The 23,115-nt window shown below is 70.1% G+C and carries 24 protein-coding genes; 10 read left to right on the top strand and 14 right to left on the bottom strand.

All coding sequences use genetic code 11. From position 1 onward, the window contains the following. Positions 1 to 40: 40 nt before the first annotated feature. From ACWCQK_RS27870 to ACWCQK_RS27840, 7 genes are all read right to left on the bottom strand, one after another. Positions 41 to 706: a nitroreductase gene (locus ACWCQK_RS27870; RefSeq protein ID WP_451159471.1), complete on the bottom strand. Its 666-nt coding sequence runs from the start codon at positions 704 to 706 to the stop codon at positions 41 to 43. A gap of 701 nt (positions 707 to 1,407) precedes the next feature. After that, positions 1,408 to 1,893, bottom strand: a complete 486-nt coding sequence (locus ACWCQK_RS27865; RefSeq protein ID WP_451159469.1) for a MarR family winged helix-turn-helix transcriptional regulator — start codon at positions 1,891 to 1,893, stop codon at positions 1,408 to 1,410. A gap of 257 nt (positions 1,894 to 2,150) precedes the next feature. Then, positions 2,151 to 3,476 (bottom strand): ABC transporter permease, encoded by a 1,326-nt coding sequence (locus tag ACWCQK_RS27860; protein WP_451159467.1) that lies wholly within the window; start codon positions 3,474 to 3,476, stop codon positions 2,151 to 2,153. Between the two features lie 206 nt (positions 3,477 to 3,682). Beyond that, positions 3,683 to 4,759 carry a lysylphosphatidylglycerol synthase transmembrane domain-containing protein gene (locus ACWCQK_RS27855; RefSeq protein ID WP_451159465.1) on the bottom strand — a complete coding sequence of 359 codons (1,077 nt, stop codon included), beginning with the start codon at positions 4,757 to 4,759 and terminating at the stop codon, positions 3,683 to 3,685. Between the two features lie 95 nt (positions 4,760 to 4,854). Next, positions 4,855 to 5,385, bottom strand: a complete 531-nt coding sequence (locus ACWCQK_RS27850) for a hypothetical protein (protein WP_451159463.1) — start codon at positions 5,383 to 5,385, stop codon at positions 4,855 to 4,857. Between the two features lie 68 nt (positions 5,386 to 5,453). After that, the gene (locus ACWCQK_RS27845; RefSeq protein WP_451159461.1) at positions 5,454 to 6,344 is read right to left on the bottom strand and encodes a phosphatase PAP2 family protein; all 891 of its coding nucleotides are present in this window, start codon (positions 6,342 to 6,344) and stop codon (positions 5,454 to 5,456) included. A 9-nt stretch (positions 6,345 to 6,353) separates the two neighbouring features. Further along, positions 6,354 to 7,157, bottom strand: coding sequence for a patatin-like phospholipase family protein (locus ACWCQK_RS27840; protein ID WP_451159459.1), 804 nt, complete (start codon positions 7,155 to 7,157; stop codon positions 6,354 to 6,356). Positions 7,158 to 7,374: 217 nt separating this feature from the next. Here ACWCQK_RS27840 and ACWCQK_RS27835 point away from each other — a divergent pair, with 217 nt between their 5' ends. Then, on the top strand, positions 7,375 to 8,037 hold the full coding sequence (locus ACWCQK_RS27835; protein ID WP_451159457.1) for a TetR/AcrR family transcriptional regulator: 663 nt from the start codon (positions 7,375 to 7,377) through the stop codon (positions 8,035 to 8,037). A gap of 382 nt (positions 8,038 to 8,419) precedes the next feature. On the opposite strand, the gene ACWCQK_RS27830 is transcribed toward ACWCQK_RS27835, so the two are convergent. From ACWCQK_RS27830 to ACWCQK_RS27820, 3 genes are all read right to left on the bottom strand, one after another. Continuing rightward, positions 8,420 to 9,022: a TetR/AcrR family transcriptional regulator gene (locus ACWCQK_RS27830; protein ID WP_451159455.1), complete on the bottom strand. Its 603-nt coding sequence runs from the start codon at positions 9,020 to 9,022 to the stop codon at positions 8,420 to 8,422. A gap of 222 nt (positions 9,023 to 9,244) precedes the next feature. Then, a complete protein-coding gene (locus tag ACWCQK_RS27825; RefSeq protein WP_451159453.1) occupies positions 9,245 to 9,985 on the bottom strand; it encodes a TetR family transcriptional regulator in 741 nt (246 codons plus the stop codon). Between the two features lie 99 nt (positions 9,986 to 10,084). Next, positions 10,085 to 10,288, bottom strand: coding sequence for a hypothetical protein (locus ACWCQK_RS27820; protein ID WP_451159451.1), 204 nt, complete (start codon positions 10,286 to 10,288; stop codon positions 10,085 to 10,087). A 392-nt stretch (positions 10,289 to 10,680) separates the two neighbouring features. On the opposite strand from ACWCQK_RS27820, the gene ACWCQK_RS27815 reads away from it, so the two are divergent. The 6 genes from ACWCQK_RS27815 to ACWCQK_RS27790 all read left to right on the top strand — a co-directional run bounded on the left by ACWCQK_RS27815 (position 10,681) and on the right by ACWCQK_RS27790 (position 15,136). After that, positions 10,681 to 11,955, top strand: a complete 1,275-nt coding sequence (locus tag ACWCQK_RS27815) for an ATP-binding protein (RefSeq protein WP_451159449.1) — start codon at positions 10,681 to 10,683, stop codon at positions 11,953 to 11,955. 16 nt (positions 11,956 to 11,971) lie between these two features. Then, positions 11,972 to 12,385 (top strand): roadblock/LC7 domain-containing protein, encoded by a 414-nt coding sequence (locus ACWCQK_RS27810; protein WP_451159447.1) that lies wholly within the window; start codon positions 11,972 to 11,974, stop codon positions 12,383 to 12,385. Continuing rightward, the gene (locus ACWCQK_RS27805; protein WP_451159445.1) at positions 12,382 to 12,735 is read left to right on the top strand and encodes a DUF742 domain-containing protein; all 354 of its coding nucleotides are present in this window, start codon (positions 12,382 to 12,384) and stop codon (positions 12,733 to 12,735) included. The genes ACWCQK_RS27810 and ACWCQK_RS27805 overlap by 4 nt, the downstream gene beginning before the upstream one ends. Further along, positions 12,713 to 13,306 carry a GTP-binding protein gene (locus ACWCQK_RS27800; protein WP_451159443.1) on the top strand — a complete coding sequence of 198 codons (594 nt, stop codon included), beginning with the start codon at positions 12,713 to 12,715 and terminating at the stop codon, positions 13,304 to 13,306. Before ACWCQK_RS27805 ends, ACWCQK_RS27800 begins: the two co-directional genes overlap by 23 nt. Further along, positions 13,303 to 14,502 carry a cytochrome P450 gene (locus ACWCQK_RS27795; RefSeq protein WP_451159441.1) on the top strand — a complete coding sequence of 400 codons (1,200 nt, stop codon included), beginning with the start codon at positions 13,303 to 13,305 and terminating at the stop codon, positions 14,500 to 14,502. Before ACWCQK_RS27800 ends, ACWCQK_RS27795 begins: the two co-directional genes overlap by 4 nt. 316 nt (positions 14,503 to 14,818) lie before the next feature. Next, entirely contained in the window at positions 14,819 to 15,136 is a 318-nt protein-coding gene (locus ACWCQK_RS27790; RefSeq protein WP_451159439.1) for a hypothetical protein, read from the top strand. Positions 15,137 to 15,223: 87 nt separating this feature from the next. On the opposite strand, the gene ACWCQK_RS27785 is transcribed toward ACWCQK_RS27790, so the two are convergent. Then, positions 15,224 to 15,757: a hypothetical protein gene (locus tag ACWCQK_RS27785; protein WP_451159437.1), complete on the bottom strand. Its 534-nt coding sequence runs from the start codon at positions 15,755 to 15,757 to the stop codon at positions 15,224 to 15,226. 50 nt (positions 15,758 to 15,807) lie between these two features. Further along, on the bottom strand, positions 15,808 to 15,999 hold the full coding sequence (locus ACWCQK_RS27780; RefSeq protein WP_451159435.1) for a hypothetical protein: 192 nt from the start codon (positions 15,997 to 15,999) through the stop codon (positions 15,808 to 15,810). An 890-nt stretch (positions 16,000 to 16,889) separates the two neighbouring features. Here ACWCQK_RS27780 and ACWCQK_RS27775 point away from each other — a divergent pair. After that, the gene (locus tag ACWCQK_RS27775) at positions 16,890 to 17,924 is read left to right on the top strand and encodes an NlpC/P60 family protein (protein WP_451159433.1); all 1,035 of its coding nucleotides are present in this window, start codon (positions 16,890 to 16,892) and stop codon (positions 17,922 to 17,924) included. A 141-nt stretch (positions 17,925 to 18,065) separates the two neighbouring features. Here the strand turns inward: ACWCQK_RS27775 and ACWCQK_RS27770 are convergent, their stop codons facing one another. Then, entirely contained in the window at positions 18,066 to 19,049 is a 984-nt protein-coding gene (locus ACWCQK_RS27770; protein WP_451159545.1) for an aldo/keto reductase, read from the bottom strand. Between the two features lie 324 nt (positions 19,050 to 19,373). Here ACWCQK_RS27770 and ACWCQK_RS27765 point away from each other — a divergent pair, with 324 nt between their 5' ends. Then, positions 19,374 to 20,255, top strand: coding sequence for a helix-turn-helix domain-containing protein (locus ACWCQK_RS27765; protein ID WP_451159431.1), 882 nt, complete (start codon positions 19,374 to 19,376; stop codon positions 20,253 to 20,255). Between the two features lie 106 nt (positions 20,256 to 20,361). Continuing rightward, positions 20,362 to 21,204 (top strand): MBL fold metallo-hydrolase, encoded by an 843-nt coding sequence (locus ACWCQK_RS27760; protein WP_451159429.1) that lies wholly within the window; start codon positions 20,362 to 20,364, stop codon positions 21,202 to 21,204. A gap of 157 nt (positions 21,205 to 21,361) precedes the next feature. Here ACWCQK_RS27760 and ACWCQK_RS27755 read toward each other — a convergent pair whose 3' ends face one another. Then, positions 21,362 to 22,996 (bottom strand): MFS transporter, encoded by a 1,635-nt coding sequence (locus tag ACWCQK_RS27755; RefSeq protein WP_451159427.1) that lies wholly within the window; start codon positions 22,994 to 22,996, stop codon positions 21,362 to 21,364. Between the last annotated feature and the right edge of the window lie 119 nt (positions 22,997 to 23,115).

The following is a 23,115-nucleotide window of genomic DNA, read 5'->3' as shown; positions in this document are numbered from 1 at the left end:
GCCCACAATGGGGCGGAGGCCGCAAGGGGGCTCGCGATGGCTACGCGTCGATGAACGTGACCGTTTCGGCGAGCGGCGCCCGCCCCGTACGGGCGTAATCCACGGTGACGTCCTCGTAGCCGATGGACATGCCGCAGAAGAGCATGAGCTCGTCCGGGGGCGAGACGGTCTCCGCGACGGCCCTGTGGAACTTCGCCCAGGCCATCTGTGGGCAGCTGTGCAGCCCTTCGGCGCGGAGCAGCAGCATGACGGTCTGCAGGTACATGCCGACGTCGGACCATTGGGGGCGGCCCAGGTCGCGATCGATGTAGCAGAACAGGGCCGCGGGCGCGCCGAAACAGTCCCAGTTCGCGGAGGCGGCCCGCTGTCGCGCCTCCAGGTCCCCGCGCGAGATTCCCAGGCTGCCGTAACGCTGCTCGCCGAAGGCGGACCGGCGTTCCCGGTAGGGGGACTTCAGCGTGAGCGGGTACTGCTCGTACTCAGGTTCGTCCCACGGGTCATCGGCGGCCAGCCGTGCGCCGACGCGCTTCTTGAGTTCGGCCAGCGGCCCGCCGGTGACCACGTAGGCATTCCAGGACTGGAGGTTCGACCCCGATGGCGCCCATCCCGCGGAGGACAGGACACGTTCCAGTACCTCTCTCGGTACGGGCCGGTCGGTGAATCCGCGCACTGCCCGTCGACTCATAACCGCCTCATAGACGTCCATGTCGTACAGACTCCCAGCTGCTCGAACCATCTCCGTTACACTTGCGACTGTATCACTCGATACCATCTGATGCTTAACTATCGCAAAGACCTGATCCTCGGCTCCGGCTTCCCGCCTCGGACATCACCGCCTGGACAGCGCCGATCACCACATTGCTGCACATCGCCTCGCCCGTGTTCCCGGGCGAGGCGTCCTCGTCCAGGTCGGTCGCGGGCATCTTCCGTACGGCCTGGGAGGAGCAGCATCCCGGGGGTGTGGTCATCTACCGAAGCTCACGAGGGCCCGGCGCAATCCGGCCATGTCGGCGCTGATCCCGCGCCACGAGGCCTCCTCGCGCGGGGAGGCGGTCAGCAAGGCCATGCGACTCGCGAAGCGCCTGGCCGCGGAGCGGCCGAGGACACGAAAGCGGTGTGACATCGCCTCGGGCATGTCACACCGCTTCCTCGTCGCGCGGACCCCGCGAGCGACGGCTCCGATGGGCGCTCCAACCTGCGCGTGGGCGGGGGTGGCGCGCCGACACGGGCGGCCTTCCTCGTCGGCGGCAGGGCACCGGCCCTCACACCCGCGACGAGGACCGGCACGGGCAGGGGCGCGCGCACCTCTTCATGGCCCGAGGCCGGCTTCTCATCGCCCGAGGCCGGCGCGGAGGCCGCGCTAGGCGAAGCGCGCCCGCGCGGTGCGCGGCCGGCGGGCCCGCGCGCTCAGGCCTCTCCCTCGACGGGATGGGCGAGACGGGTCAGCAGATCCGTCAACTGCTCGGCCTCGCCGGGCGCGAGGCCGGCGACCAGAAGCTCGGCCCGCGGCTCCGCGGCCACATGTGCCGCGTCGAAGAGCTCGACGCCCAGAGGCGTGATCTCCACCGCCCGCACCCGTCGGTCCCCGGGAACGGACTTGCGCACGGCCAGTCCCTTACGCTCCAGGTCGTCCACGACCCGCATGATTCCCGCCTTGTCCGTCCCCGTCGCGGCGGCCAGGTCGCGCTGCACCGTGGACCCACGGTCGACCAGCACGATCAGCACCGCGAAATGCCGCAACCCGATACCGAGCGGCCGAAGCGCCTCCTCCATCACCGCGGCGGCGCGCCAGTGCGCCCTGCGCAGCAGTAAGCCGAGCGCGAAGGGTGAGACATCGCCGGGCCGGTCGGTCACGCGCGCGGCAGCGGGTCTGTGAGGGTCGTCAGCGGTCATGAAGACACATTACCGCCATCTGTCCGTTCAATACGTTCTCATTCGAGACTGTCACGAACGACACGTCTGCGTAGATCTCTTCCTTCTGGGCGGCCGTCGCATCACCCTCCGCGGAGCATGGCCGCCGGCATGATCTGGCGCCGTCGGAGTGGGCGTAGCCACCGAGGCGCGCAGATCGATCGTCTTGAGCTGTCGGCGATCGGGCCGACCTCAGACAGAGCCTCCTCCTCCCGCCCTCCTGACTCGGCGAGGACTTCTCAGTGGTCTGCCGCGTGCCGGGCGTGGGCGTGGACGTGGGGCCGGTTCTCCCCCTGCGCCGCCGTGGGCGGCTGGAAGTATCCCTCGGGGTCCGACCGCAGGACGGGCTGCGCGCCGACGCTCGCGGGCTCGCGTTCCGGCAGCGCGTCATCGACGGGGTCGGGCGCTTCCCCGGGGGCGTCGTTCGTCACGCCCGGCCCCCGGCGCTTGAGGGTGACGGCCGTCAGCCCGAGCAGGCTCCACAGCGCGAGAACGGCGATGTGGCTCCCGGAGGCGTTGCCGTCGAAGTACGCCACTCCGCGCACGAGATTCGCACCGGCGCCCGGAGGCAGCCACTGGCCGATGTCCATCACAGCCTTGGGCAGCAGTTCGGGAGCGGACGTGCTGCCCGAGAACGGATTGCCCACGAAGACCATCAGCGCGGCGCTGACACCGATCCCGGCAGGGCCGATGAGCGAGATCAGACCGGCGCTGGTCGCGCTGATGGCGAGCATCGTGAAGGACAGAGATGCCCACGTGGCCACATGATCGTGCGGCAGTGCGCCGAAAAGCCCCTGGGCGACCAGGTAGACACCGAAGCCGGTCGCGGCGCACGCGCCGACCAGAGCGACGAGCCGGCGCCAGCCGGGCTTGCGGACCACCGACATGACACTGAGTGCGATGATCACGCTACAGATGGTGAGCGGGAGCATCGACGAGCTGAAGACCACCCCACGAGGGTCGTCCGCGGAGCTCGGGACGACATCCACGATCCGTACCTGAACCTGCGTCGGCGCCTTGGCGACGGCCTTGCCGGTTCCCGGCTTCACGGACGTGCCATGAGGGGACAGCCCGGGCTTCTTCGCGGGCTTCTTCGCCGGCTTCTTCGCCGCCTCCTTCGCTGCTTCCTTGGCAGCCTCCTTGGCGGCCTCCTTCGCAGCCTCCTTCGCGGCCGACGCGGATGCCCGGGCGGCGAGTTGCTGACCGGACGTGTTGAGCAACTGGGCCACGGTCGTACTGCCGGCGGTGGTCTCCAGCACGGTGAGGTTGCCCGGGGTGATGACGAAGGCGCCGTAGACCTCGCGGTGCTCGATCGCGGTGCGCGCGGACGCCTCGTTCGGGTACAGGTGGAAGTCGAAACCGTCCGGCTTGCTGCGCGCGAGACCTTCGACGGCATTCTGGCTGGCGGTGCTCGTTCCCACGATTCCCACCGGCAGGTCGCGCGGCGCGATGCGCGACGCGGGCCAGGCGTACGCCATCACGGCCACCGAGACCACCAGCGGCAACCCCACGGTCATGATGATGAGCTGACGCCATGCCAGGAACCCCGGCAACAGTTTCTTCACGGTCGCGCCTCCAAAGGCGAATGATCATTCCGTTTTCTGTCACCAGCCTGCTACGGCTGCCTGACAGTGTCAAATCCGAATGTTCGTTTTCTTAAATGTACCGGGCGACACCACGCGGTTTCCCCTCACCCCGGTCGCCCGGAAGCGGTGCGGGAGCGGCGACGCACGCAGGACCTCACCACGGCGGTGATCTCCCTCACGCCCGGCTACGTCGGGCGGCCCGCCCCGCTCACGGCAGGGCTCGGGGACGGTGGCGCGGCCACGGCGCGGATGTCCTGTCCGTGCTGAAGCAGGCCCGGCCCACGTGCCGACGCTCGGCGCTGCTGGAGGAGCAGGATCCAGCCCGCGAGGCTGACGAGCCCGGGTGTGATCGTCCGGTAGAGAAGATCGACGGCGGTGGCGGCGCTGGTGGACATCCCACCGTGGTGCAGAGTGAGGACGAGGGCCGCGTCGAGTATGCCGATGCCCGCGGGCAGAAACGGCATGGCGGACGCGGCCGACACCCCGGCGACGTAGGCGAGCATGACCGTACTCAACGCCGGTGGCGTACCCACCGCGTAACACACGGTCAGCAGACACAGACAGTCCGCCGCCCAGTTGGACAGGGAGAAGGCGAACCCCCGCGCCCAGAAACGCGCGGGCGGGCGCACCAGGGCCAACTCCTCGAGCAGCCGGTCGGCGGCCGTCTGCCCCCCGGCACCGTGCCGCCGCCTGCTCACGACGCGCAGCAGGGCGTTCACGGGCCGGCGCAGCGCGGCGGCATGGTGGAGCAGCACAAGCGCGGCGCCGGTGAGGGCACAGACCGCGGCGACGTGCACGGCGACCCGGACGAGTTGCGAGCCGTCCCCGGCGAGAGTCCGGCCCACGCCGGCCAGCACCACGAGGGCGATCGTGCTCAGGACACCGGTGGCCGCATGCGTGAAACCGATCTGGGAGAAGCTGGCGCCCCAGGAGCGCATGCGGCGCGTCCGGTAGGTGATCGAGACGAGGCTGCCACCGGGCAAGGTCGCGCCGAGCGCGTTCCCGGCGAACACCGTGGAGACGGCAGAGCCCAGCCTGACGCGCAGGCCACCGGTGCCGAGCGCCAGTCGCTGCAGACGGGCGAACGCCATCATGGATGCCATTTCGGCGGCAAGGGCCGACAGCAGCCACACGGGTTGGACGTGGGTCAACTCCCCCGCCGCGCGGCGCACGTAGGGCCCGACCAGCACCAGTTCGGTACTCAGTACCACCACCACGGCCCCACCCAGCAGCACCGCGAGCCGGCGCCTGCGGCGCGGCATGGGCGTGGATCGGCCCGTTCGACGGCTGCGCTCCACCCGGACCCGCGTCCCCGGGGCTGCCGATTCGCCGCGTACTCCGGCCACGTGCGAGCTTCTCATCGCGGCACCGGCCAGTCGGGCCTCAGGCGGACCAGGCCCTCCAGGTGCAGCCGGCACCGTGTGTGCTTCGGTACGGCCAGGCCCCACAGGCTCGCGAGGAACCGTACGTCAACGCCCACCGCCGCCACATGGCCGGACTTCTTCCCCGGGATCAGCGGAGACGGGTCGCCTACGTTCAGCCGCTCCAGCGTGGCGATGTCGGTGACGCCGTTGAGCGTGAGCACAACGAGGGGGGAGGATCCGGCGCCGGTCTCGTCGGCGAGGCGGTCGCGGAGCAGCCGCAGCTCCCCGCCGGACTGCGCGAGTTGACGCTCCAGGGGCGCCCGGCGCCGCCAAGACCGCCGCGCACGAACGGCGTTGCCGGTGTCGGGTGCGCTGAAACGAACCAGCCCCGCAGCCGGTCCCTCGGCATCATCGCTGACGAGGAAGGCGTCCACCAGACGCAAGGACAGGCGCGTGGAAACCCGGCCGCGCCGCCGACTGCTCAGCCAGCTCTCGCCGTTATCGCCGCCCCTGTCGTGTCGCATCTCTGATGGCTGTGGGCCGCTCCCCGGAGGGGAACCCTCGCCCGGGAATGGAGGCGGGACGGAGTAGATCATGATGAGCCACCTGGGAGACGTTTCTGGGAACTCGGCCGGTCCGCCCGGGAAGCGGCGACGGCGTCGCGGGCGACGCCCGTGGCCGAGCCGGGCCGGGCTCGCCGCCCGATGGCGGGTCCGCCGATGACGGGGACGCGGCCTACGAGCACTCCGAACAACAGGACGCAGAGCGCTCCCGCGACGGCATCCGCGAAATAGTGGTTGCCGGTCGCGACGACGACCAGCGTCGTCAGAGCGGGATACAGGAGACCGAGGGTTCTCAGCGCCCTGCGCCGGGCGTGCCGGAAGATGAGCCATCCCGACCACACGGCCCAGCCCACGTGGAGTGACGGCATGGCCGCGTACTCGTTGATGAGGCCGCCAAGTCCCTCCGGCGCGCTTGTGTGTCCGCTCCACCACCCCCACTGCTCGATATCGGCGACAGTGTCGTGGATCCCCGCGCGGGGAAGCAGCCGGGGCGGTGTGGTCGGGAACCGCCAGAATCCGACGAGCGCGCTCAACGTGGCTACAGCGAGCCAGGTGCGAGCCGCGCGATAGTGCCCGGGACGCTTCCGGTAGAGCCAGATCAGAACCGCCGGCGTGACGATGAAGTGGAGGGTGGCGTAGAAGTACGCGGCGAGCACGGCCAGAACCGGCAGGTCGTGGAGTACCTGGTTGAGCGACTGCTCCGGCGCCAGATTCAGGGCGTCCTCCCAGCCCTGGATGCTCCTGCCGTTGCGATCCGCCGCGGGACTCCAGCCCCGCTGCAGCCCCCGGGTGGTCTCGTACACCGCGTAGAGCAGCCCCAGCAGGAGCAGCTCGGCCCCCCAGTGCGGCAGCGTGCGCCCGTCGGGTGCGGGCGAGTGAGACAGGGGCTTGCGTCGCGCGAAGGAGACGAGGTTGACCATGAGGCGTCCTCAGCCGGCAGTCGCGGCGTGCTGGGTGAGCCAGTTCCGGGTGAGCAGGTAGCCGTCCTTGACCAGCCGCGCGGTGTCGCGGAAGTCGATGAGGCTGCCCACCGGGGTGGCGACGGCCGGCAGCCGGAGAACCGACCCGCGGACCGTGGCCAGGTCCCGCCGCTCGCGTTCCTCCATGATCTGGCCCAGTGCCCGGTAGGCGGCGAGCAGCGCCGCGTGCGCCTGACCGTCCGCCTGATGTGTCACCGCGGCGGGCAGTACGTAGATGGTGGTCGCGCCGAGCGCCTCCGCCTGGAGCACGGGAGTGTCCGCCGAGACGCCGCCGTCGACCAGGCGGCGCTCCCCCACGGACACCGGCGAGTACAGCCCCGGGAAGGCCGCGGACGCCAGCAGCGCTGTCACGGCGTCGCCTCGGGAAAGGACGACCGCGGCACCGGTCTCGAAGTCGGTCGCCACGGCGTGCACCGGCACGACGGTGTCCTCGAGTCGCGCGACGCCGACCCCGGAACGCAACAGTTGCTCCAGTGCCGTGCTGGGGACCGCCGCCTCCCCCCGGCCCACCGCTGCCTTGATCAGGGTCCGCGGTGATATCGGCGCGATGTTCCGGCGCTTGAGGTGGAGCCACAGCGCTTCCAGCCGGTCGATGCCCTCGTTGCTGGGGTCGGCGGCGAAGGCGGCGCCGTTGAGCGCGCCGGCCGAGGACCCCACGACCAGATCGGGCCTGATCCCCGCCTGCGTGAGGGCCCGCAACATGCCGACCTGCGGAGCACACAGACTGCCACCGCCCTGCAGCACGAACGCCACGGTCTCCCGCGGCGTCGCCCCGGTCGTCGCGGGTCCGGCCGGCGCCGCGGCATCGCGTGGCGCCTGGCCCGGGATCCTTGCCGGCTCTCTCGTCAGCGGGGTGTCCATGTCGCCGCCTCTCTTTCTGGGAACGACCGTTCTTTTTTGCGCGCTCATCCTGTGCCACAGATCATCAACACGTCAAGACGAACATTCGTTTTCCTTGTAGGGTGGCCTCATGCCAAAAGTCACGGAGCAGTACCTCGTCGACCGGCGCCGGCACATCCTGGAGGCCGCCCGGCGCTGCTTCCTGCGCAACGGCGGCTTCCAGGCGACCTCGATGCAGGACATATTCGCCGAGTCAGGCCTGTCCTCGGGCGCGGTCTACCGCTACTTCTCGAGCAAGGACGACATGATCCTCGCGATAGCGGAGAACAACATCCGCGAGGTCATCGACATGATCAGGACTGTGGCCGACGAGCAGAGCGGTGGGGCCGTCGGCGCCGCGCTGGCGGCGGCTGCCGACCTGGTGCTCACCAAGGCCGAGAACGAGGGCCTGGCCGAACTGAGCGTCCAGGTCTGGGCCGAGGCTCTGCGAAACCCCCGGCTGGGCCGCCAGTACAGACACATGCTGACGCAGACCCGAGCCGAGGTCGCCGCCATCGTGCGCGACCACCAGGACGACAGGCATCTGCCCCCCGATGTCCCGGCCACCGCCCTGGCGGACGTCCTCGTCAGCATCCTGCCCGGCTACATCCTCCAACGAGCCCTGCTCGGGCCGCAGACGATGGTCGGTTTCGCCGAGGCTCTGCACGCCCTGTGGCCTCACCCCGACAGCGAGGGAACGCACGGCGACGCCTCCGCCGCTCAAGGGGATCACCTCGCCGATCCCGACCAGTGACCCGCGAGGCTGTCGCCGAACCTGACTCGCGCCCCCGAACGTCTGTGGCCGCCGTAGCGCGGCGACCTGTGGCGTGCCCTGCGGCATGCCGTCTCCATCAGGCACGCGCAGGGCGGTGCGCCGACCGACGAGCACCGGGCTTTCCGGCCACCGTCATGGCTATAGCTACGGATGCGGCTACGGGCACGGCTGCGGCCGCAAGCGGACCGGCAGTTCGGTCAGGGCGCGCGGTGAACAGGCGGCTGCCGCCAACCGGCCTTCAGTCAGGGCGCGTTCCGCGCGAGGAGACATGAATGACAGAGGCCCTCACCCCAGGGCGGCCGTCAGGCCCGTTCGGTGCGCCGGCCCGGGCCGTCGGCCCGTCGGCGGCCCCCCTCCGGTCTCAGGACGCGGCGAGGTCGGGCCAGAGCGCCCGCAGGGCGTCGGGCACACCCTCCAGAGCCTCGGAGTCACGCATGGCCAACTGGAGAATGTAGCCGGGCAGGATGCACAGGAGTGTGGCGGCGATCGCCTCGGGAGACACCTCGCTCGGCAGGGTGCCGACCTGCTGGTGCTCGCGGATCACTTCGGAGAGATCGGCCCGCATCTGGGCCAGCAGGTCTTTGAACTTCGCGGCCAGCGAGGGGTTTCGCAGTGATTCGGACCAGGCCAGTACGGACAGTCCGGCGATGTCCTCCTCGGCGGTCTTGACCTTCACGATGTCGAGGACGCCGGCCATCGTGTCGCCGACGGAGCTGCTGGGCCGCTGCGCGGCGACGGCGTGGACCATTTTCAGGACCTCACGCATGTTCTCCTCGACGATCGCCGTGATCATCTCGTCCTTGCTCGCGAAGTGCCGGTACACCGCACCCGCCGAGAGGCCGGACTCCGCGAACAGGTCCTGCATGGATGTCGAATGGAATCCGTCCCGCAGGAAGCAGCGCCGGGCCGCGTCCAAGATCTGCGCACGGCGGGCATCCATGTACTGCTGGGTGACCTTCGGCATGGATCCGTCCTGTACCCTAAAAAATGAACCTTCAGGTTAATTTAGCACGCTGACGGTCAAGGAGAGTCATCACTCCTCGCCCTGCGTGACTTCTCGGCCGTCGCCATGAGGGCAGGTGACGACCTCGCGGCGGTCGGCGCGTGCACCCGGCCGGGAGCGAACAGCGCCAAGGGCACCCGTCGCACCTCGACACCCATGGACCACTCCCCCGAGCCGCCGCCGTCAGCCGGCTTGAGGGGACCGGGACGGTTCGCGCTCCATCGGCTCCAGGACCTCGAAGGCCGGCCCCTCCTCGGCCGCGGGCGGCGCGGCCATGACCGCCTCGTACAGCCACCGTCCGCGATCGCGCGAGAAGTCGACCTGAAGGACGTACCGGGGCCTCGCGACCGCCGTCAGCAGGTTCTTGTACATCGCGCTGACGCGCGTCTCGAAGTGTTCGAGGCTCTGGTCGACCGCGTGCGCGATGAGCGCGAGTCCGGCCCAGGCACCGGCGATCTGGTGCGCCGCCATGCCGGTGTCGGTGTAGGACTCCAACTCCCCCGCCTCTTTGGCGTCGTTCAACTGCCGCTGGTTCAGGCGGATCCAGTCGGGCCACGGAGTGCCGTAGGTGGCGGGCGCGTTGTAGGCGACGGACAGACGCAGGGCGGCACGCAGGGCCGGCTCACGGGTGATGCGGTAGGCCAGGACCATGCCGGTGTCGACGATCATCTGGAGAGCGAGGTCATGCGGCGGAAGGGCGACTTCGAGCGTCTCCCTCAGCAGGGTGGCCGCCACATGCTGCTTCGAGGTGAAGTGGTGGTAGAAGGCACCCTTGGTGGCGCCCGCGGCCGCGATGATGCGGTTGACGGAAGCCCCTTCGTACCCCACGGTCTCGAACTCCCGGCCGGCCGCGTCGAGGAGCCTCTGCCGCGTCGTCCTGGCGCGTGCCGCGGCCGACGGTTCGGGCTGCTCGCGTTCTGCCACCGCCATCCTCACCCTTTCGTCGTCTGCCGCGGCAACGCCGCCCGGGCGCCCGGGACTTGACGGTTCCCTCATCGCGGCAGGACCGAGGGCGCCCCGGGATCAGAGCAGGACATCGCGGAGTACCACCCACTCAAGATCGCCCCCGCATCCTTCCAGGCATGGTGCCGGAGTGGGGAGTTCGGCCTCGGTCAGCCACCCCGGGAAATCGCAGCCACCGCAGTCGGCGCAGACGCTGTAGGCGAGCAGGAGCCTGCCGACAGGCGTCTTGGTACGGTCTGCGGCCTGTGTCCTGGCTTCGTTCATGGACTCGCGTCTCCTCCCCACAGCCCCGCATGTCCGGGTCCGGTAACAACCGTGGCTCTCGGTGCTGTTGTGGTCGCCCTGAGCTTGACCTCAAAGTGATGTGAGTCACAGACTAAACCTCGCGAGGACAGACCAGGAGGTCTCTCCGGCGAGGTTCGCGAGACTCGGCACAGGCCGGGCTGCGCGCTCGGGCACCAGTGGGCGCGCGTGCGATCTCCCCCGGAATTGCTGGCCTGTACGCCTGTTGGGCCCCGAGCTGTGAGGCTTGGCGACGCAGCTCGCTACCTGGCGGCACTCGATCTTGGGAGACCCACTGGTCTGTTGCCGGGTTCGCGGGCAGGACCTGTGCGGGACGGTCCACGTCACGGCCTGAGACCGACGAGAGGACGCGGATGAGCCTTTGGATACAGGCAGGTGCCACGGGAGTGCCGCTCGCGGCGTCCGTGGCGGCGGCGGTGTACTACCGGCGCAGCGCGAAACAGCACGAGCGCCGGATGACGCGGGCGACCGGGGAGCGCGACGCGGGCGCCGCGGAGCTGGAGGCGGTGGCGGTCGCACTGGGCCGCCTGGCCGACGAGATCATACCCGGCGTCGCGGCCCGGACGGTCCCCGCGACCCGTATGCGATTTCCGGGACTGGTACCGATCCCGCTGGAGGGCACCGCCCTCGCCGAACGGCTCACGGCCGTGGCGCAGGGGCTGGGTTACGCCGTCGAGCAGGTTCGGGCCGAGGAAGCCGAGAGCGCGAGCGCGCGGGTGGCCGAGGCGCACGCGGCGGCCCAGGAGGCGACCCGGGCGGTGGTACGCGGCGTCGCCTCCTCGATGGTCGCCGTCGCGTCCCGGCTGAACCGGCAGGTCAGTACGGCGGTTCGCGAGCACGCCGATGACGAGGTGTACGCGTCGCTGATGGCGATCGACCGGCAGTCCCAGCAGCTGCTGCTCGCGGCCCAGTCGTATCTGATCCTCAGCGGGGGGAAGTTGTCGCGGCGGTGGCCGGACTCGACGCTGACCGACGTGGTGCGTGCGGCGATGGGCTACCTGGACGGCTTCGAGCGGATCGTGCACGAGGAGTGCCGTGTAGCGGTGACCGCGAGGGCCGTGGGCCCGGTCATCCACGCGCTGGCGCTGCTCCTCGACAACGCCTTGCGCTACTCGCCGCCGACCGCACGTGTGGAGGTCCGCCTCAACGAGGGTTACCACGGCGTGACGGTGACCATCGACGACGCCGGGATCTGCATGAGTCCGGAGCAGTTGAAGGAGGGCCGTGACGTGCTGGCGGCCGCGCAGGAGGTCGACATCGCGCTGGAGGCGCAACCGCGTGTCGGCTTCCGTGTGGTGGCGGCACTGGGCAAGGCTTACGGATTCCAGGCCGACGTGCAGGCGCCCAACAGCCAGCACGGGACCCGGGCTCTGCTGTTCCTGCCGAAGGCGATCCTGACGACGTCCGAGGACGTCTCCGCGGGATCGGTGTCGGAGGCGTCGGGACCGGCGGTCACCACCGAGAACGGCCTGACGGTGCGCAGGCCACGTCGGCCGGCCGGGCACGGCGCGACCGCCGAAGCCGGGTGGGACGAGCGTGAGTCGGTCCGGCCGGGCCGGGCGAGCGTGGCCGCGGCCTGGGCACAGGGGATCGGCCAGGGACGCCGGGACGCCGGCGACGACAACTGACGAGGGAACCGTGATCATGGACCGTTTCACGAACACCACCAGCCACGCCAATGCTCTCGGATGGCTTCTCGACGAGCAGTTGGGCAGCCTCCGTGACGTGCGGCACGCCGTGCTGATCAGTGCCGACGGCCTGCTGCACTCCCGCACCCGGTCGCTGGCGCAGGAGTCGGCGGAGAAGCGCGCGGCCATGGGCTCGGGACTGCTCGCGATCGCCCGGGAGTACGGGGCCGTCTCCGAGGGCGGCGGATGCCGGCAGGTCCTGATGGAGCTGGAGAACCGTCTCTGCCTGCTCGGTCAGGCCGGAGTCAACATGCTGCTGCTGGTGGAGACGGCCGGCCCCGACGCCGATGTCGCCATCATCGCCGGGCAGATGGAGATGCTCGCGAAGCGCGTGGGTGAGCACCTGAGCATCGCCGACCGGCGGCCATGATCGGTCCGCAGCGCGATCCCGACCTGGTGCGGCCGTTCGTCCGTACCGGTGGGCGGGACCGGCCGCCGGCGACCGTCCGGCTGGAGACCCTGGTACGCGCCGCCACCGTCGCGTCCGGCGCGCTGTCCCACGACGCGCGCCGGGTGCTGGACCTGGTGGGCGGCGTGCGGGGCGCGCTCGCGGTCGCCGACATCGCCGCGGTCCTGGACCTGCCCCTGTCCACGGCGCGCATCCTCGTGGCCGACCTGATCGACAGCCACCACCTGGACACGCCCGTCAGTGCCCGCTCCGACCAGCCCGCCATCAACATCCTGCAGGAGGTGCTGCGTGGTCTCCGCGCAAAGCTCTGACCCGGCCCCGACGACCGCCACACGGTCGGCGAAGATCGTCATCGCAGGTGGGTTCGGGGTGGGCAAGACCACCATGGTGGAGTCCGTCTCCGAGGTCGAGCCGCTGCGCATGGACGAGCAGATCACCGAGGCCAGCACCGGCGTGGACGACCTGCGCCGCACCCCGGCGAAGACCACCACGACCGTCGCCATGGACTTCGGGCGCGTCCACATCAACGACGACCTCGTGCTCTACGTGTTCGGCACCCCGGGGCAAGCCCGCTGGCGATGGCTGTGGAAGAGCCTGACCGAGGGCGCGCTGTGCGTGCTCGTCCTGGCCGACACGCGCAGCCTGGACGATTCCCACGAGGTCCTGGACCTGGTGGAAGAACTCGGCGTGCCCTACGGCGTCGCGGTCAACCTCTTCGACACCGCGCCCAGGTATGCGGTGGAGGAGATCCGCCGCGCCCTCGCGCTGGCCGACGACGTACCGCTCACCGAGTGCGACGCGCGCGACCGGGTCTCCTCTCTGACCGCTCTGATCGACCTCATCGAGCACCTGTCCTCATCTCACCTGGAGCTCCAGCCGTGACGCACCCACTGCTCTCCTCCGCCCATGTCCCGCTGTGGGGTGAGGATTTCGCCGCCGACCCGCACCGCGCGTACGCCCAGATGCGCTCCGTCTACGGCCCCCTGGTCCCCGTCGAGCTGACCCCGGGCGTGCCCGCGACGCTCGTCATCGGCTACGCCCAGGCCGTACGCATCCTCAATGACCCGGACCGTTTCCCGGCCGATCCGCGGCAGTGGCAGGACTCGGTGCCCGACTCCTGCCCGGTCAAGCCGATGCTGGAGTGGCGACCCAACGCGATCCGCTCCCAAGGGCAGGAGCACGCCCGGTACCGGGGAGCGAACGTCAGCGCCCTGCAGACGGTCAACCAGCACTGGCTGCGGACCCTCGTCGAGCGGGTCTGCGACCGCGCCATCGAGCAGTTCCTTCCCGACGGCCAGGCCGACCTGCTGCACCAGTACGCCCAACAGGTCACCTTCCAGGCCCTGTCCGAACTCCTGGGCTGCCCCGACGACATCGGGCAGCGCATCGCCGAAGGCATGCTCGAACTGTTCGACGGCGTTAACGCCGTCCGCGGCAACATCACCCTGGGCCGAGCGGTCGCCGAACTCGTCACGCTCAAGCAGCACCAGCCCGGATACGACATCACCTCACGGCTGCTCGAACACCCCGCACGGCTGACCGACACGGAGATGAGTCACCAGGTCGTCACCCTGTACGGGGCGGGCATCGAGCCCGTGGTCAACCTGATCACCAACGCGCTCCTGAAGCTGCTGACCGACCCCGTGGTCTCCGGCGACGTCCACGCCGGCGGCGCGTCCGTGCGCGAGGCCCTGGACATCGTCCTGTACCGGGACCCGCCGCTGGCCAACTACTGCTTCAGCTATCCGCCCTACCCGGTGGAGATCGACGGCTATCTCCTGCCCGCCCGCGAGCCGGTGGTCATCTCCATGACCGGCTGCAACAACGACCCCGCCCTGGGCGGGCCGGCGAGCGCCTCCGGCGACCGCGCCCACCTGGCCTGGAGCACCGGTCCGCACGCGTGCCCCGCCCGGCCGATCGCCTACCTCATCGCCGAGACCGCCATCACCCACATCCTGGACGCGCTGCCCACGATGACCCTCGCGTGCCCGGCGCACGACCTCACCTGGCGCCCGGGACCCTTCCACCGGGCCCTCACCCGCCTGCCCGTGACCTTCCCCGCCGTCACCCGAGGCTGAGAACCCCGTCCACGGCTCGGCCATCGACGGACCCCACCCCGTCTCGCGAACGGTGGGTCACCGCCCGGGAAAACCCGGATGCCCCGAGTGGCCGTGGTCTGGCACGATCCGCGAATGTCAGCTTCCCTCTACGAATCACATGTGACGGTCTCCTGCACCGGCGCCGACGAGTGGGTCCGGCTGCGTGCCGAGTCCACGCCGTCGGCTCCGGAGGTGCCGGCTCAGCTCGTCGGGGACGACGAACGGTACTTCGAGCACCACCTGAAACTGCTGCTGGACGCGGACACGGGGGCTCGGTCTGCGCCATACTTCCGAGGTGACTGCAGAGACCGGCCCGGTGATCCTCTTCGATGACGACTTCCACATGTACGTGCTGAAGGATCGCGCGTTCGCTGAGGCATGGTGGGAGATGCCGGACGAGTACACCTGCGGATTCGACGCGCTGGCCAGGCCCTTGCGCATGAAGGGCGAGCCTCATCAGGTCACCCTCGAACTCAGCGGTGACGGCTCGGCCGAGGCAGAGCTGCGTCGTCTGGTCGCCGACCACTACCGCCGGTACCTGCCCGGCCGGACGCCGCCTCAGGCATCCGGCCTTTCGGAATTCGTGGCGGCGCTGCCCATCGAGGGTTCGTAGGCATCCCTGGCTCGCTCCCGCGGCCGCGAAGGCTGCGCAAGCGGCGAGCCCAGGCGCCGGGTGCCGCAATGCGCGGTCACCACCGGCTCAGTGGTCGTCCCGGATGGTGCTCGCGATGCCGTTGCTGATCACGACTTCGGCGGTGAAGCCCTTCTGGGCGGCTCGCTCCAGTTCGGCCTCGGTGCACTGGGTGCCGCCCTGCCCGCCTTCCTCCGTGTTCGTGTCACCGCAGATATCGCCGTACCCCCAGATCTTGGTGTCCTCAGAGATGAGGAATTGCTGCTCGACACCCTTCATGTCGGACACGGTGTACGTGCCGGGGGCCAGGTAGGAAACGTTCCCGAACCAGGTGCCGTTGACACCGTTGCCCTTGTTGATGCCATCGATGACGGTCTCGCCGGAGGCGGAGGCTGAGGCAGAGGCGGAGGCGGAGCCGAAGTCATTGCCCCGGGCGTGATCGATGAGCACCTTGGCGTCCGACGCCTTCTCCGCGACCGCCGCCGCTCCCGCTCCGCTCCTGCCGAACGAGCTGGCGGCGGTGCCGTTCTGACATACCGTCATCAGCACTCCGGTGGTGATCGCGGCGCCGGCGAAGACGGCCTTGCGCAGGAAGCCGTTCATCACAGCAGAGTGGGTCCTTCCGGGGATTCTCGATCCGAGCACGATGTGCGTCAGCCTTCGGCGACCATGAGCCCGTGGATCGAGCCGCTGTCCGCGGAGGTGGCCAACAGGTCCACGACGACGGTGGCGTCGGTGTCGTTCCTCCAGATGACGGCGGCGCCCGATGACGGCGTCACGTCGCGGACCGTGCCGAGCACCTCTCCGGTGCTGCGGTTGACACCCTGGAAGTCGCCTTGAGTCACGGTCCCTGACTCATTGACCCTGACGCTCACCGTTTCGCCCGGACTCGCGTAGACCCGGTCACAGCGGTCGAAGGGGCCGGGGTGGACGTTGCACGTGTACGGGGCGCTGTCGGCGGCGGGTGCCGCCGCGGCCTGCCGCACGGGGCCGGAGGCTCCGGGTGCGTGAGCCAACCCCGCCCCCGCCAGCGGAACAGCCAGCACGACGCCGGCGACAGCGCACACCCACCGGTCGCGCCGCACGAAGGGCGAGGACCGGAACCTGCGCCGCATAGGCCGACGACTGCCCGGGGTTGTGGCGTCGGCGTTCACGGGGACTGTTTCGGTGGACAGTCTCATGTTCTGGTCACCTCGCGCAGACGCGTCGACGCCACGGCCGTGGTGCCATGGAGCTCTGATTCGCCGGTCGAGCCCGGCGGCCGCACAGCGCCCCGGTCAGGGAACTGGTACCGGGTCGGCCACCCGGACCCGTAGTCATGTCGGCGACGGCACGGTCGGCCCCGCAGGGCCGCCGCAGGCGGGAGTTGGGGCAGCGGACGCATCACCGGCGCCGTCTGCGCCGTGTACGGCCGCCATCGCGCACCCCTTCCACTCTCGTCCGGCACTACGACACCCGCAACCGGAGGACTACAGGCGACGAGACACTGGGCGGCCGCCATGACCGGTGCAAGCGGGTGGAGCGGCGGCCCCGGTGACCGCGCTCCCAGCCCCGCGAAACACTCACCCTCGCCGCCCAACGCTGTTCGCCACAGCGTCACTTGCTCAGATCACGACTTGATCACTAGAGTCGGCATCCGAACCTTTGCGCGGGTGTTCGCTCGTTGGGAGTGACGGCGGAGGGTTACCGCTTGTGGGCGTCCTGGCAGGCGGCTGAGGAAGAGGAGCCCGCCTTCATGGCGTCCCACCGTCGACCCAAGCAACCGAGCCGCACTCGTGTCACCGTGCTCACCACCGCCGCCGCGGCGGCCGTGGTGCTCAGCGCCAACGCCGCCAACGCCGCGCCCGGCGAGAAGCCGGGCAAGGACGAGGTCAAGGCGAAGGTGGACGCACTGTACGAACAGGCGGAGAAGGCCACCGAGAAGCTGAACGGGGCCCAGGAACAGCAGCACAAGCTGGAGAAGCAGATCAGCACCCTGCAGGACCGCGTGGCCCGCGGCCAGGAAGACCTCAACGCGCTGCGCGACAGCCTCGGTTCGATGGCCAGCGCCCAGTACCGCACCGGCGGCATCGACCCCTCCGTGGCACTGTTCCTCTCCTCGGACCCGGACGACTATCTGGACCAGGCGTCCGCGATGGACCATCTGAGCGGTCAGCAGGTCGAGGCGCTGAAGAAGGTCCAGGAGAAGCAGCGCGAGCTCGCTCAACAGCGTTCCGAGGCCTCCGGGAAGCTCAAGGACCTCGCGGACGTGCGGGCCGATTACGCCAGGCAGAAGAAGGAGGTCCAGAGCAAGCTGGGTACCGCGCGCGAACTGCTGAACTCGCTGACGGCCAAGGAGAAGGCGGCCCTCGCGTCCCAGGAGAAGGAGCGCGCCACCCGTGCCGCTGAGCGCGTCGATCTCGGCAACACCAAGGCTGCCTCCGGGCGGGCCGCCGCCGCGTTCGCCGCCGCGCAGAGCGTGATCGACGCCCCGTACGACTACGGTCACGCGGGCCCCAGCACCTTCGACTGCTCAGGCCTCACCTCCTGGGCCTACGCCCAGGCCGACGTCGCGATACCGCGCACCTCGGAGGCCCAGGCCAACGCGGGCACCCGCATCTACTCGCAGAGCGCTCTGCAGGTCGGCGACCTGGTCATCTTCTACGGCGACCAGCACCACGTCGGCCTGTACGCGGGCGGCGGCCAGGTGCTGCACGCCCCGCACAGCGGCGCGTACGTGCGCTACGAGTCGATCGGCAACATGCCCTTCCAGTTCGGGGTGCGGATCTGATCCGTACCGCCGGCGGGCCGGCCGACCACAGCCGGCGAACTCGTGGTGAGACAGGTCAGGACGTACGTGGCGGACGGTCGGCCGCCCGCCACGCGCAATACGCGCCGCCTCCGGCATCGCCGGTTCCCGCGGACGGGAGCGTCAGCGCTCGATCCGCCGCCTCGCCTCCTCGTTCTCGTCGGAGCCGGCGGCCGGGGGCAGGCTGTCGAGCTTGGTCAGCTGCTCGGCGGTCAGCCCGAGGGTGTCGGCGGCGGTGTTCTCCTCCACGCGGGTGACCCGCTTGGTGCCGGGGATCGGGACGATGTGCTCGCCCTTGGCCAGCAGCCAGGCCAGAGCGACCTGAGCCGGTGTGCCGCCGGCCTCGTCGGCGAGGGCCCGCACCTCGTCGGCAAGGGCCAGGTTGCGCTGGAAGTTCTCGCCCTGGAAGCGGGGGCTGGTCCGGCGCCAGTCGCCTTCGTCGAACTCCTCGGGAGAGCGGAGCGTGCCGGTGAGGAAGCCGTGGCCGAGCGGAGAGTACGGCACGAAGCCGATACCGAGCTCGTGCAGCGTGGGCAGCACCCGCTCCTCGACCTCGCGGTTCCACAGTGAGTACGACGACTGGACCGCCGTCACCGGGTGCACGGCATGGGCCCGGCGGATCGTGTCAGGGCCGGCCTCGGACAGGCCGAGATACCGGACCTTGCCCTCCCGCACCAGCTCCGCCACCGTGCCGGCCACGTCCTCGATCGGCGTGTCCGGGTCGACGCGGTGCTGGTAGTACAGGTCGATGTGGTCGGTCCCGAGCCGCTTGAGCGAGCCTTCGACGGCGGCGCGGATGTTGGCCGGTCCGCTGTCGAGGACGTACACGCCGCCGTCCGCGTCCGCGTGCGAGACCAAACCGAACTTGGTCGCCAGCACGACCTCGTCACGGCGGCCCGCCAGGGCCCTGCCGACGAGTTCCTCGTTGACGTACGGCCCGTAGACCTCGGCGGTGTCGATCAGTGTGACCCCCAGGTCGACCGCCCGCTGAATCGTGCGGACGGACTCGGCGTCGTCGCTGCGGGCGCCGGTGTAGTAGGAGGACATGCCCATCGTGCCCAGGCCGATGCGGGAGACTTCCAGATCTCCCAGTGTCGTGTGCTTCATGCTCGCCTTCTCATGGTCGGAGGTGGTCGTCGCGGCTCGCGACTCGGGGGTGGACGACATCGCCGGACGATGTCGGCGCCGTAGCGCTGTGCTCGATGTCGGCGTCGTAGTGCTGTGCGCCACGTCGGCGCCGTAGAGCTGTGCCGCATGTCGCCGTCGCTGCCCACCGGGGTGCCTCACCTGGGATACGTCGCCCAGGTGGCACGGCCGTCCTGATCGGCCCATCCCCAGCAAACGTGGTCCGGCCGGCCGGAGGCAGTGCCTGAGCTTCCAGGTAACGCCAGTACCTGCCTCATCCGGGGACGCTCGCCTACCGTGAAGACCATGGACGACCGCGCCGAGATCAAGGAGTTCCTCGCCTCCCGCCGGGCCCGCATCACCCCCGAGCAGGCCGGCCTGCCCACCTACGGCGGCCGCAGGCGGGTCAAGGGGCTGCGCCGTGAGGAGGTCGCGATGCTGGCCGGCGTCTCGGTCGACTACTACGTGCGCCTGGAACGCGGAAACCTCTCAGGGGCCTCCGACAGCGTCCTGGACGGCGTGGCCCGCGCCCTGCACCTCGACGACGCCGAACGCCGGTACTTGTTCGATCTCGCCCGCCGCGCCCCTGCCCCCGCGGCGGGGCGCCGGCGCGCCCCCGCCGGACGTCTGCGGCCCGCCCTGCAGTACATGCTGGACGCCATCAGCGACGCGCCCGCCTTCATCCACAACGACCGCCACGACCTGCTGGCCACGAACCACCTGGCCCGCGCCCTGTACGCACCCCTTCTCGCCGACCCGCGCCGCCCGGCCAACCTCGCCAGGTTCATCTACCTCGACCCAGCCGCTCGCGCGTTCCTCCCCGACTGGGACAGGGCCGCCGACGACGTCGCCGCGATGCTCCGTGGCGAAGCCGCCCGAAACTCCTACGCCAAAGACCTCACCGACCTCATCGGGGAACTGTCCACCCGCAGTGAGATCTTCCGGAAGCGCTGGGCCGACCACAACGTCCGCCACCACCGCACCGCGCTCAAGAAGCTGCGCCATCCTGCCGTCGGGGACCTCGAACTGAACTGCGAAACCATGTCACTGGCCTCCGACCCCGCCCTCACGCTCGTGATCTACACCGCCGCTCCAGGCACCCCCGGCGCCGACGCCCTCCGCCTCCTGTCCGCCTGGGCCGCCACCCAGGACCAGCAGGAAGCCGACCCCCGCTCGCGCCTCACCTGACCAGCGGCGCCGTAGGCGGACCCGCCCGAAAGAGGCGTATGCGCTACGCCGCTGCTAGCGTCGGAAGCGGTGCCTGCTCCCCGCAGACCACAGGAGTGAGTGGGACATGGCTGAGCTGGAATACTCCGTCTTCATAGCCCCGTCGAAGCCCGTGGTGTCGGACGATGTCCCTCCAGGTGAGGACCGGCGGATGTGGTCCCCCACCTCGTCGACGCTCATCCAGGGCGCGCGCGACGCGGTCCTGGTGGATCCGCTGTTGACCATGGCCGAGTCAGAGGCTCTGGTGGACTGGGTGGCCGCGCGGGCCAGGAACGTGACCACCGTCTTCGTCACCCACGCACACGGCGATCACTTCTTCGGTGCTCCCGCCGTGCTCGAACGCTTTCCGGACGCCCGGATCGTGGCCACCCCGGGCGTCGCCGCGCACATGGACGCGCAGCGGGGCCCTCGCTGGTTCGACGGATTCTGGGTGCCCCGCTTCCCCGGCCAGATCTCCGACCGGCGGGTCACGGCAGAACCCTTGACCGACGGTCTGATCGACCTGGAAGGACACCAGCTCCACGCCGTCGAACTGGGTCACACCGACACGGACGGCACCAGCGCTCTGCACGTGCCCTCCATCGGACTGGTCGTGGCGGGTGACGCGGTGTACGGCGACGTCCACCTGTACCTGGCCGAGTCGGCAGGAAGCGGCCGACGGGAGTGGCTGCGCGCCTTGGACGTCCTGGAGCTGCTGCGGCCACGCGCGGTGGTCTCCGGTCACAAGCGGGACGGCGACGCGGACAGCCCGGACGACATCACAAAAACCCGCCGATACATCGAGGACTTCACCGCCGCGGCCGAGAAGGCCGACGGCTTCGCCGACCTCTACGAGGCGATGGTCGCCCTCTATCCCCGAAGGGTGAACCGCGGCGCCCTGTGGAACTCCGCGAAATCCGTCATGGCCTGATCCGCCCGTCAGCACGATGTCGCGCGGCGGAGTACGACGAAGTGCGGCGGAGTACGGCGGAAAGTGGTGGAGTACGCCGGAGAGCGACGAAGTACGGCGGAGTCCCGTCCGACCGGCCCGCACCGTCAGCGGCGCGGGCCGGAGCACGTGGTCCGGATCAGCTGGTCCGGCGCTGTGGCCTGTCACCACCGGCGGCCGGGGCGGGGTTCTTGCCCGGCAGGAACAGCAGCACGACGACCGCGCCGAGCAAGGCGACGGCCGCCGACCCTATCGCGGTGATGTGCATGGCGTGGAGGAAGGCATCGTGCGCGGGCTGCACCAGAGCTCTGCCGGCCGGCCCCAGCTTCTCGGCGAGGGCCAGAGTCGCCTGGACGGATTCCCCCGCCGTGTGCCGGGCGGGGGCGGGCAGGGCGCCCAGGTGGTCGTCGATGCCGTCGCGGTAGGTGGTGGACAGCAGTGATCCCAGCACGGCGACCCCCATGGCCCCGCCGACCTGCCGGAAGGTGTTGTTGACCGCGGATCCGGAGCCGGCCTTCTCCCGCGGCAACGACGACATGATCATGACGGTGGCGGGCGGCATCACATGGGCCATTCCCGTGCCCATCAGGAAGAACAGCACCTCCAGCACCCAGATCGGGGTGTTCTGGCCGAGCAGCAGGAATCCGGCGAAGGCGACGCCGGTCAGGACGAGTCCGCCGGCGCACACGGCTCGGGCGCCGAAGCGGTCCACGACCAGCCGGGCCCGCGGGGCGAAGAACATCTGGGAGGCGGCCAGCGGCAGCACCAGCAGACCGGACTCCAGGACGCTGTAGCCGCGCACGCTCTGGTTGTAGAAGACGCTGAAGAACGTGACGCCCATGAGGGCGAAGAAGACCAGGCCGATGGCGGCGACGGACGCGGAGAACCGCCGGTTGCGGAAATAGGTGACGTCGAGGGCCGGGTGATCGCTGCGTGCCTCGTACCGGACGAAGACGGCGAGGACGGCCAGGCCGCCGAGGATCGTCGCCCAGGACTCGGGCCGGGTGAAGTCGCCCAACTGGCCGCCCTTGATGATGCCGTAGACCAGCAGCGCCAGACCGACGATCGACAGCAGCACGCCGAACGGGTCGAGTCGGCCGGGCCTGGGATCCTTGGAGTCGGGGACGATCGCCACCATCGCGGCCATCGCGGCGACCACGATCGGCACATTGACCAGGAAGACCGAACCCCACCAGAAGTGCTGCAGCAGGAGGCCGCCGGCTATGGGGCCGGCGGCGATGGCGAACCCGACCACACCGGTCCAGATGCCGATGGCCTTGGGCTGCTCCTTGGGCTCGAAGACGTTCATGATGATCGCGAGGGTCGCGGGCAGGATGAAGGCCCCGCCGAAGCCCATCACGGCGCGGAAGACGATGAGTTGCCCGGAGGAGTCCGACAGCGCGGACAGCACGGATCCCACGCCGAGCACCAGCATGCCGAAGAGCAGCACCTTCTTGCGGCCGAGTCGGTCACCGAGCAGGCCCGCGGTGAAGAGCAGTCCGGCGAAGACCAGCGTGTAGGAGTTCACCGCCCACTCCAACTGGCTCTGGGACGAGCCGAGTCCGGTGGGGGCGGGCTGGGCGATCGTCTTCATCGCCACGTTGAGGATCGAGTTGTCGAGCATCACCACCAGGAGACTGCACGAGAGCACGGTCAGGACGGCCCAGCGCCGACGGTGGACCGCCTCGGACACTCCCCGTCGCTGAGCGGGCGGCGCGGGTGGCGTGGACGCCCCGGGCGAGGAGGACTCGGTGGGGGTGGGTGGTGATGCCACAGGGGTCTCCAGTGCTGTCGGTGGTCGAGCGATGGCCGGGCGGAGGCCGTCGGCCTCGCTACGGGAGGCAGCGCCGGTCCCCGCCCGATCCGGCGGGTGGTCTCATCCGCCGAAAATAG

The sequence above is a fragment of the Streptomyces sp. NPDC002306 genome, from assembly GCF_053593435.1.
The sequence above is the reverse complement of the archived record's forward strand: the minus strand, read 5'-3'. Positions and strand labels throughout refer to the sequence as shown.